Source organism: Streptomyces sp. NPDC059695 (genome assembly GCF_042733785.1).
Classification (GTDB): domain Bacteria; phylum Actinomycetota; class Actinomycetes; order Streptomycetales; family Streptomycetaceae; genus Streptomyces.
The window spans coordinates 78,458-87,951 of the sequence record NZ_JBHWFF010000028.1; the positions used below are offsets into that span (position 1 = coordinate 78,458).

Annotated in this window: 8 protein-coding genes and 1 pseudogene; 7 read left to right on the forward strand and 2 right to left on the reverse strand. The window is 69.2% G+C overall.

Features of this window, described 5'->3' with window-relative positions; translation table 11 throughout:
* Positions 1 to 476 precede the first annotated feature (476 nt).
* From ccrA to pssA, 7 genes are all read left to right on the forward strand, one after another.
* Positions 477 to 1,814, forward strand: coding sequence for a crotonyl-CoA carboxylase/reductase (gene ccrA / locus ACFV2S_RS29220; protein ID WP_385565204.1), 1,338 nt, complete (start codon positions 477 to 479; stop codon positions 1,812 to 1,814).
* A 10-nt stretch (positions 1,815 to 1,824) separates the two neighbouring features.
* A complete protein-coding gene (locus ACFV2S_RS29225; RefSeq protein WP_385565208.1) occupies positions 1,825 to 3,861 on the forward strand; it encodes a protein meaA in 2,037 nt (678 codons plus the stop codon).
* A complete protein-coding gene (locus ACFV2S_RS29230) occupies positions 3,858 to 4,823 on the forward strand; it encodes an HpcH/HpaI aldolase/citrate lyase family protein (protein ID WP_385565212.1) in 966 nt (321 codons plus the stop codon). The genes ACFV2S_RS29225 and ACFV2S_RS29230 overlap by 4 nt, the downstream gene beginning before the upstream one ends.
* 5 nt (positions 4,824 to 4,828) lie before the next feature.
* Positions 4,829 to 5,341 carry a MaoC family dehydratase gene (locus tag ACFV2S_RS29235; protein ID WP_383799692.1) on the forward strand — a complete coding sequence of 171 codons (513 nt, stop codon included), beginning with the start codon at positions 4,829 to 4,831 and terminating at the stop codon, positions 5,339 to 5,341.
* 2 nt (positions 5,342 to 5,343) lie between these two features.
* On the forward strand, positions 5,344 to 6,549 hold the full coding sequence (locus ACFV2S_RS29240; protein WP_385565217.1) for an acyl-CoA dehydrogenase family protein: 1,206 nt from the start codon (positions 5,344 to 5,346) through the stop codon (positions 6,547 to 6,549).
* 169 nt (positions 6,550 to 6,718) lie between these two features.
* Positions 6,719 to 7,375: a phosphatidylserine decarboxylase gene (locus tag ACFV2S_RS29245; RefSeq protein ID WP_073812552.1), complete on the forward strand. Its 657-nt coding sequence runs from the start codon at positions 6,719 to 6,721 to the stop codon at positions 7,373 to 7,375.
* A complete protein-coding gene (gene pssA / locus ACFV2S_RS29250; RefSeq protein ID WP_383799704.1) occupies positions 7,368 to 8,234 on the forward strand; it encodes a CDP-diacylglycerol--serine O-phosphatidyltransferase in 867 nt (288 codons plus the stop codon). The genes ACFV2S_RS29245 and pssA overlap by 8 nt, the downstream gene beginning before the upstream one ends.
* 70 nt (positions 8,235 to 8,304) lie before the next feature.
* On the opposite strand, the gene ACFV2S_RS29255 is transcribed toward pssA, so the two are convergent.
* Entirely contained in the window at positions 8,305 to 8,817 is a 513-nt protein-coding gene (locus ACFV2S_RS29255; protein WP_385565256.1) for a GNAT family N-acetyltransferase, read from the reverse strand.
* A 60-nt stretch (positions 8,818 to 8,877) separates the two neighbouring features.
* Positions 8,878 to 9,306 (reverse strand): annotated as a pseudogene (locus ACFV2S_RS29260) (GNAT family N-acetyltransferase); the annotation flags it as partial.
* Positions 9,307 to 9,494: the final 188 nt, after the last annotated feature.

The following is a 9,494-nucleotide window of genomic DNA, read 5'->3' on the forward strand; positions in this document are numbered from 1 at the left end:
ACCCAGGTCAGAACGGCAGGGAGGCGGCACGGTGACCCGGCCAACGGAACACGACCCGGACGCCCGCGGGCGCGCCCGGGGGCAGGACCCCCCCCGCATCCCGCGGGGCGGCCCCCCCCACCCCCCCGTTCCCGCAGCTCACGGGTGTTTTCGATCGATCATCGCTCATCCGTGAGGGGCAGATTGCATCTGAGTGAAATTGTTGGCACGCAGTGCCTTGTCAGGTGACACGGCGTGCCATACGTTGATGTTGTCCGGGCGGCCGGCACGCGGAGAACACACCTCGCGCGCCGGCTGTCCCCACCGACCGACGGCCGGTGTGCCCGGACGCCTGCGTCACAGGCACCCTCGCGCTCCACCACACAGCGCCGCCACCGCTCCACCCAGCCGAACCGACGGCACACCTCCACAGCAGCAGATTCCGCCGTAACCCCCAGGCGTCCCTCCCTCAGGACGCTCACCGCCGGAGGCAACCCGTGAAGGAAATCCTGGACGCGATCCAGTCCCCGGACTCCACGTCCGCCGACTTCGCGAACATCAAGCTCCCCGAGTCGTACCGGGCCGTCACCGTCCACAAGGACGAGGCGGAGATGTTCGCCGGCGTCGAGAGCCGCGACAAGGACCCGCGCAAGTCGCTCCACCTCGACGACGTGGCGCTCCCCGAGCTCGGCCCGGGCGAGGCGCTCGTGGCCGTCATGGCGAGCTCCGTCAACTACAACTCGGTCTGGACCTCGATCTTCGAGCCCGTCTCGACCTTCGGCTTCCTGGAGCGCTACGGCCGCCTCTCCGAGCTGACCAAGCGCCACGACCTGCCGTACCACGTCATCGGCTCCGACCTCGCGGGCGTCGTCCTGCGCACCGGCCCCGGCGTCAACGCCTGGCGGCCCGGCGACGAGGTCGTCGCGCACTGCCTCTCGGTCGAGCTGGAGTCCTCGGACGGCCACAACGACACGATGCTCGACCCGGAGCAGCGCATCTGGGGCTTCGAGACCAACTTCGGCGGCCTCGCCGAGATCGCCCTCGTCAAGTCCAACCAGCTCATGCCGAAGCCCGGCCACCTGAGCTGGGAGGAGGCGGCGGCCCCCGGCCTCGTCAACTCCACCGCCTACCGCCAGCTGGTCTCCAACAACGGCGCCGGCATGAAGCAGGGCGACAACGTCCTCATCTGGGGCGCGAGCGGCGGACTCGGCTCGTACGCCACGCAGTTCGCCCTGGCCGGCGGCGCCAACCCGATCTGTGTCGTCTCCTCCCCCGAGAAGGCCGACATCTGCCGGTCCATGGGCGCCGACGCGGTCATCGACCGCAACGCCGAGGGCTACAGGTTCTGGAAGGACGAGAACACCCAGGACCCGCGCGAGTGGAAGCGCTTCGGCTCCAAGATCCGCGAGCTGACCGGCGGCGAGGACATCGACATCGTCTTCGAGCACCCAGGCCGCGAGACCTTCGGCGCCTCCGTCTACGTCACCCGCAAGGGCGGCACCATCACCACCTGCGCCTCGACCTCGGGCTACATGCACCAGTACGACAACCGCTACCTGTGGATGTCGCTGAAGCGGATCATCGGCTCGCACTTCGCCAACTACCGCGAGGCGTGGGAGGCCAACCGCCTGATCGCCAAGGGCAAGATCCACCCCACCCTGTCGAAGGTCTACTCCCTGGAGGAGACCGGCCAGGCCGCCTACGACGTCCACCGCAACCTGCACCAGGGCAAGGTCGGCGTCCTCGCCCTCGCGCCGCAGGAGGGCCTGGGCGTCAGCAACCCCGAGCTCCGCGCCCAGCACATCGACGCCATCAACCGCTTCCGGAACATCTGAGGTCCCGAAGATGACTGAGCGCCAGAAGGACCGGCCGTGGCTCATGCGGACGTACGCCGGTCACTCGACCGCCGAGGCGTCCAACGAGCTGTACCGGCGCAACCTCGCCAAGGGTCAGACCGGCCTCTCGGTCGCGTTCGACCTGCCGACGCAGACCGGGTACGACCCCGACCACATCCTCGCCCGCGGCGAGGTCGGCCGGGTCGGCGTCCCCGTCTCGCACCTCGGTGACATGCGCCGGCTGTTCCAGGACATCCCCCTGGAGCAGATGAACACCTCGATGACCATCAACGCCACCGCCATGTGGCTTCTGGCGCTCTACCAGGTGGCCGCCGAGGAGCAGGGCGCGGACATCACCAAGCTCCAGGGCACCACCCAGAACGACATCGTGAAGGAGTACCTGTCGCGCGGGACGCACGTCTTCCCCCCCGGCCCCTCGCTCCGCCTCACGACGGACATGATCGCGTACACGGTCAGCCACATCCCGAAGTGGAACCCGATCAACATCTGCAGCTACCACCTGCAGGAGGCCGGGGCCACGCCGGTCCAGGAGATCTCGTACGCGATGGCCACCGCGATCGCGGTCCTCGACTCGGTCCGCGACTCCGGGCAGGTCCCCGAGGAGCGCTTCGGCGAGGTCGTCGCCCGCATCTCCTTCTTCGTGAACGCGGGCGTCCGGTTCATCGAGGAGATGTGCAAGATGCGGGCCTTCGGCCGCATCTGGGACAAGATCACGCTGGAGCGGTACGGCATCGAGAACGCCAAGCAGCGCCGGTTCCGCTACGGCGTCCAGGTCAACTCGCTCGGTCTGACCGAGGCGCAGCCGGAGAACAACGTCCAGCGGATCGTCCTGGAGATGCTGGCCGTCACCCTCTCCAAGGACGCCCGCGCGCGTGCCGTGCAGCTCCCGGCCTGGAACGAGGCCCTCGGCCTCCCCCGGCCCTGGGACCAGCAGTGGTCGCTCCGCATCCAGCAGGTGCTCGCCCACGAGTCCGACCTGCTGGAGTACGAGGACATCTTCGCCGGCTCGCACGTGATCGAGGCCAAGGTGGAGGCCCTCGTCGAGGAGTGCCTGGCCGAGATCGACCGGATCCAGGAGATGGGCGGCGCGATGGCCGCCGTCGAGTCCGGCTACCTCAAGTCGCAGCTGGTCTCCTCGCACGCCGACCGGCGCGCCCGGATCGAGGCCGGCGACGACAAGATCGTCGGCGTCAACATCTTCCAGTCGACCGAGGAGAACCCCCTCACCGCCGACCTGGACACCGCGATCATGACGGTCGACCCGGCGGTCGAGGCCCGGGTCACCGGCGCGATGAAGACCTGGCGCGACAACCGCTACCAGCCGCCCTTCAACCACCCGCGGCCCTGCAAGGCCCTGGAGCGCCTCAAGGAGGCCGCCAAGGGCACGGACAACCTCATGGAGGCCACCCTGGAGTGCGCGCGCGCCGGGGTCACCACCGGCGAGTGGGCCGGGGCCCTGCGCGAGGTGTTCGGCGAGTTCCGCGCCCCGACGGGCGTCTCCTCCGCCCCGGTCGCCGTGACGGCCGAGGCGGGCACGCCGCTCGCCGCGGTCCGCGACAAGGTGGCCCGCACCGCCGAGGAACTGAACGTCGGACGGCTGCGCCTCCTGGTCGGCAAGCCGGGCCTGGACGGGCACTCGAACGGGGCCGAGCAGATCGCCGTACGCGCACGTGACGCCGGTTTCGAGGTGGTCTACCAGGGCATCCGGCTGACCCCCGAGCAGATCGTCGACGCGGCTCTCGCGGAGGACGTGCACTGCGTGGGCCTGTCGATCCTCTCCGGCTCGCACTCCGCGCTGGTCCCGGACGTCCTCGACCGCCTCCGCGAGGCGGGCGCGCTGGACATCCCGGTCATCGTGGGCGGGATCATCCCCAACGCCGACGCCGCGGAACTGAAGCGCGCGGGTGTCGCCGCCGTCTTCACGCCGAAGGACTTCGGCATCACGGAGATCATCGGCCGTATCGTCGACGAGATCCGCACCGCTCACAAGCTCAGCCCCCTTGAAAGTACGGAGGTCCTCGCATGACCAGCCCTGTGAACCGGCTCCGCCCGCGCCGCTCCTGCCTCGCGGTCCCCGGCTCCAACCCGCGCTTCCTGGAGAAGGCCCAGGGCCTCGCGGCCGACCAGGTCTTCCTGGACCTGGAGGACGCGTGCGCCCCGCTGGCCAAGCCCGAGGCCCGGCACACCATCGTGAAGTTCCTGAACGAGGGCGACTGGACCGGCAAGACCCGCGTGGTCCGCGTCAACGACTGGACGACCCACTGGACCTACCGTGACGTCGTCACGGTCGTCGAGGGCGCCGGCCAGAACCTCGACTGCATCATGCTGCCGAAGGTCCAGGACGCGCAGCAGATCGTCGCCCTCGACCTGCTGCTCACGCAGATCGAGAAGACCATGGGCTTCGAGGTCGGCAAGATCGGCATCGAGGCGCAGATCGAGAACGCCCAGGGCCTGACCAACGTCAACGCGATCGCGCAGGCCTCCCAGCGCGTCGAGACGATCATCTTCGGCCCGGCCGACTTCATGGCCTCCATCAACATGAAGTCCCTCGTCGTGGGCGAGCAGCCGCCCGGCTACCCGGCCGACGCGTACCACCACATCCTGATGAGCATCCTGATGGCGGCCCGCGCCAACAACCTCCAGGCGATCGACGGCCCCTACCTGCAGATCCGCAACCAGGAGGGCTACAAGGCGGTCGCGCGGCGCGCCGCGGCCCTGGGCTTCGACGGCAAGTGGGTGCTGCACCCGGACCAGGTCGCCGCCGCGAACGAGATCTTCTCGCCCTCGCAGGAGGACTACGACCACGCCGAGCTGATCCTCGACGCGTACGACTACTACACGTCCGAGGCCGGCGGGAAGAAGGGCTCCGCGATGCTCGGCGACGAGATGATCGACGAGGCCTCCCGCAAGATGGCCCTGGTCATCTCCGGCAAGGGCCGCGCCGCCGGTATGCAGCGCACCACCAAGTTCGACATCCCGGAGGCCTGAGAACCATGCAGTTCGGCCGTACCTACGAAGAGTTCGAAGTCGGTGCCGTTTACAAGCACTGGCCGGGAAAGACGGTCACCGAGTACGACGACCACCTTTTCTGTCTGCTCACGATGAACCACCATCCGCTGCACATGGATGTGAATTACGCCGAGAACACGACGGACTTCGGCAGGAACGTCGTCGTCGGCAATTACATCTACTCGCTGCTGCTGGGCATGTCCGTGCCGGACGTCTCGGGCAAGGCCATCGCCAACCTGGAGATCGAGTCGCTGCGGCACGTGGCGCCGACCTTCCACGGCGACACGATCTACGGCGAGACCACGGTGCTCGACAAGACCCCGTCGAAGTCGAAGAACGACCGCGGGATCGTCTACGTCGAGACCAAGGGCTACAAGCAGGACGGCACGCTCGTGTGCGTCTTCCGCCGCAAGGTGATGGTCCCCACCGAGACGTACATCAAGGAGCGCGGCGGCGAGCAGCCCGGCCGCCCGGAGCTCAAGGAACAGGGGAAGTAGTCATGGCGCGACTCGCCCAGACCCACGGTCTGACCGATGTCCAGCAGGAGATCCTCGCCACCGTCCGGGACTTCGTCGACAAGGAGATCATCCCGGTCGCGACGGAGCTGGAGCACCGCGACGAGTACCCGCAGCAGATCGTCGACGGGCTCAAGGAGCTCGGCGTCTTCGGCCTGATGATCCCCGAGGAGTACGGGGGCCTGGGCGAGTCGCTGCTGACCTACGCGCTGTGCGTGGAGGAGATCGCGCGTGGCTGGATGTCGGTCTCCGGCATCATCAACACGCACTTCATCGTGGCGTACATGCTCAAGCAGCACGGCACGCAGGAGCAGAAGGAGTACTTCCTCCCGCGGATGGCGGCCGGCGAGACGCGCGGCGCCTTCTCGATGTCGGAGCCGGGCCTCGGCTCGGACGTGTCCGCGATCACGTCGAAGGCGGTCAGGGACGGCGACGAGTACGTCCTCAACGGCCAGAAGATGTGGCTGACGAACGGCGGCACGTCCACGCTGGTGGCCGTTCTCGTCCGAAGTGACGAAGGACACCCGGAGGGCACGGCCCCCCACAAGTCGATGACGACCTTCCTCGTCGAGAAGGAGCCCGGCTTCGGAGAGGTCCGTCCGGGCCTCACGATCCCCGGGAAGATCGACAAGATGGGTTACAAGGGCGTCGACACGACCGAACTCATCATGGACGGACTGCGCATTCCGGCCAATCGTGTCCTCGGCGGGGCCACCGGCCGAGGGTTTTACCAAATGATGGACGGCGTCGAGGTCGGCCGCGTCAACGTGGCGGCCCGTGGCTGCGGCGTCGCGCAGCGTGCTTTCGAACTCGGTGTCTCTTATGCCCAGCAACGTCACACTTTCGGCAAGCCGATCGCCCAGCACCAGGCGATCCAGTTCAAGCTGGCCGAGATGGCTACCAAGGTCGAGGCCGCGCATGCCATGATGGTGAATGCAGCACGCAAAAAGGACTCCGGGGAACGAAACGACCTCGAAGCAGGGATGGCGAAGTACCTCGCCTCCGAGTACTGCAAGGAGGTCGTCGAGGATGCCTTCCGCATCCACGGTGGATACGGGTTCTCGAAGGAGTACGAGATCGAGCGCCTCTACAGGGAGGCCCCGATGCTGCTCATCGGTGAAGGTACCGCCGAGATCCAGAAAATGATCATTGGTCGTCGGCTGCTCGAGGAGTACCGATTCCAGGGTTGATTGTCGCTTTTGAGTCGGTTCGGCCGCGAAGAAGATCACACCCTGTGTTCGTCTTCCGGCCGTCGACTCGGTTCCTGGCTTGCCCAGTTGCGCCCCGCAACCGATAGCATCGCCGGAAAGCCGCCGTCCCCCGTTGCCAGTGCGGCATCATCCGCTACGAAGGTCATCCATGCCCCACAGCCAAACCTCTGCACACCGCGACAGCCTCTCCGGCGTACGCCTCGCGCGCGGAGCATCGCCGTGGCTCCTCCCGACCGTCGCCACCGCGGCGCTCAGCCTCGTGCGCGCGCGCAAGTCGAGGCGTGCCGCGGCCATCGCCGTGCCGACCACCGCGCTCGCGGCCGGCATGCTGTGGTTCTTCCGCGACCCCGAGCGCGAGATCGCTCAGGGCCGGGTCATCTCCCCCGCCGACGGTGTGGTGCAGAGCATCATGCCGTGGAAGGACGGACGCACCCGGGTCGCCATCTTCATGAGCCCGCTGAACGTCCACGTCAACCGCGCGCCGCTGGCCGGCACGGTGACGTCGGTGGAGCACATCCCCGGTGGGTTCGTTCCGGCGTTCAACAAGGAGAGCGAGAACAACGAGCGCGTTGTCTGGCACTTCGACACCGAGCTCGGCGACATCGAGATGGTCCAGATCGCGGGCGCCGTCGCCCGGCGGATCGTCCCGTACATCCCGCAGGGGACGAAGGTCGAGCAGGGTGACCGTATCGGTCTGATCCGCTTCGGTTCGCGCGTCGACATCTACCTCCCCGAGGGTGTCGAGGTCGCGGTCGAGGTCGGCCAGGCCACCACAGCGGGGGTGACTCGCATTGACCGTGATTGATCCCGACACACGGGCCGCCGAGTGGGTCGCCGACAGCGAGTCGGAGACCGCCGAGGACGCCGAGGAGATGCCGCTGTCGTTGAGGCTGTCCATAGCGGACGCCCTCACGCTCGGTAACGCCACGTGCGGCTTCATGGCGGTGTACTTCACCACCACCGGCATCCTCATCCCGCACCTGACGGGCAGCAGCGAGTCCGGCATGGCGCGCAACAGCGCCGCCACCGCCGTGATCCTGATGCTCGCCGCGGCGATCTTCGACCTCTTCGACGGCATCGTGGCGCGCAAGCTCCGCAGCTCGCCGATGGGCGCCGAGCTCGACAACCTGTCGGACCTGATCAGCTTCGGTCTGGCCCCGGCCTACTTCGTGCTCGTGTACGGCATGGTCGCGGACGACGCGCAGCAGAAGGTCTCGGCGGTGGCCGCGATCGTGGTCCTGCTGGCCGTGGTGCTGAGGCTCGCCAGATTCTCGTGCGTAACGATGAAGGACGGCATGTTCCAGGGCATGCCGAGCCCGTTCGGCGCGCTGACGGTCGTCTCGATCGTGCTTCTGGAGCTGCCCTTCATCCCGACGCTGCTCGCGATCATCGGAGTGGCGTGGCTGATGGTCAGCCGGGTCGAGTACCCGAAGCCGCGGGGCGTCCTCGCGGTGGCGATGCTCAGCTGGATCGTCGGCGCGATGGCCATGCTGGCCGCCTGGGCGTTCGACGCACCGGGCGGGGCGTTCCTGCTCCAGACCGGCTGCGCGCTCCAGGTCGTGCTGGGCGCCGTGATCCCCCTCTTCGCGACGGCCCGCCGGGTGAACACCTTCCGCGGCAACCGGCGTGAGAGCCGGGAGGCGCGGGCGGCGCAGCTGCCGTAGCGGACGGTGTACGCAAGGGGCCCGGGAGGCGAATCGCCTCCCGGGCCCCTTCGCGTCCCCAGGACACCCCCTAGACGCGCTTGTAGTAGAGCGTCGTGGCGCACAGGGTGCCGCCAGGGTCGGCGGCGAAGTCCGGGATGGTCCCGGCGGGGGTCCAGCCCGCTCCCCGGTAGAGGCGCTCGGCCGGGCTGCCGGTCTGGGTGTCCAGGACGAGCAGGCGCAGGCCGGTGGCCGCCGCGTGGGCCTCGGCCGCGGCGAGCAGACGGCGCCCGAGACCCCGGCCGCGGGCGGAGCGGTGGACGAGGAGCCGGGCGATCTCGCCGCGGTGCCGGCCGTTGGCCGCGCCGACACGGACGAGGGTGACGACTCCGGTGACGCGGCCGTCGGGCCCGTGGGCGGCCCAGACGTCCCGTACGCCCCGCGCCGCCTCCTCGGCGACGCCTCTCCACCAGGAGGCCGCGTCGGCGGGGTCCAGGGGCGCCAGGAAGCCGACGGAGGCCCCGCCGTCCACGGCGTCCACGAGGAGCGCGGCGAGTCCGGCGGGGGCCTGGGCGTGTACGGCCTCCGGCGCGAGCCGCTCCACGACGTCGAGCCGCCGCTCCAGGCAGAGCAGGTCGGGGCGGTCGTCCCAGGAGTCGACGGTCTCGAAGCCGAGGCTCCGGTAGAGGGCGAGCGGCTCCTCCCGCCCGTCCCAGACGGTGAGGCGCACCGAGCGGACGCCGGACGCCTCGGCGCGGCGCAGCGCCTCGGCCATCAGCGCCCTCGCGATCCCCTTCCGGCGGGCCCCGGGCTCCACCCAGAGCCGCTTGATCTCGGGCGCGCGGCCCTCGCGGGGCGCCTTGAGGACGACGCAGCCGGCCGGCGCGTCCGCGCCGGGCGGAGTGGCGAGCAGGACGGTGTCCGCGGCGAAGGCGGCGGCCGGGTCCTCGGCCTCGGCCCGGTATACGGCCGGGAGCTCGGCGACGGTCGCCACGACCGCCCCCTTCCCGGCCTGGTTGACCAGGTGGTAGGCGCCGAGCAGGGCGGGGAGGCGGGGGTGGGAGCGGTTCTCCTCGATGTGTGCGGCAGTCATGGGGAGAGCTTCACACCACCGTGTTTCCGGCAGATGACGCTCTCCTCCGCCGCCCGGCGCCGCCCCGGCGTTGTGGGCCCGCGCCCGCCCCGTTGTGGGCAATCGTTCCGCAGGGCGGAACGGGTGGGCACAACGGACGGCGCCCCGCGCCGGGCCTAGGCTCCCGCGCCTGAACCCGCACCGACAGG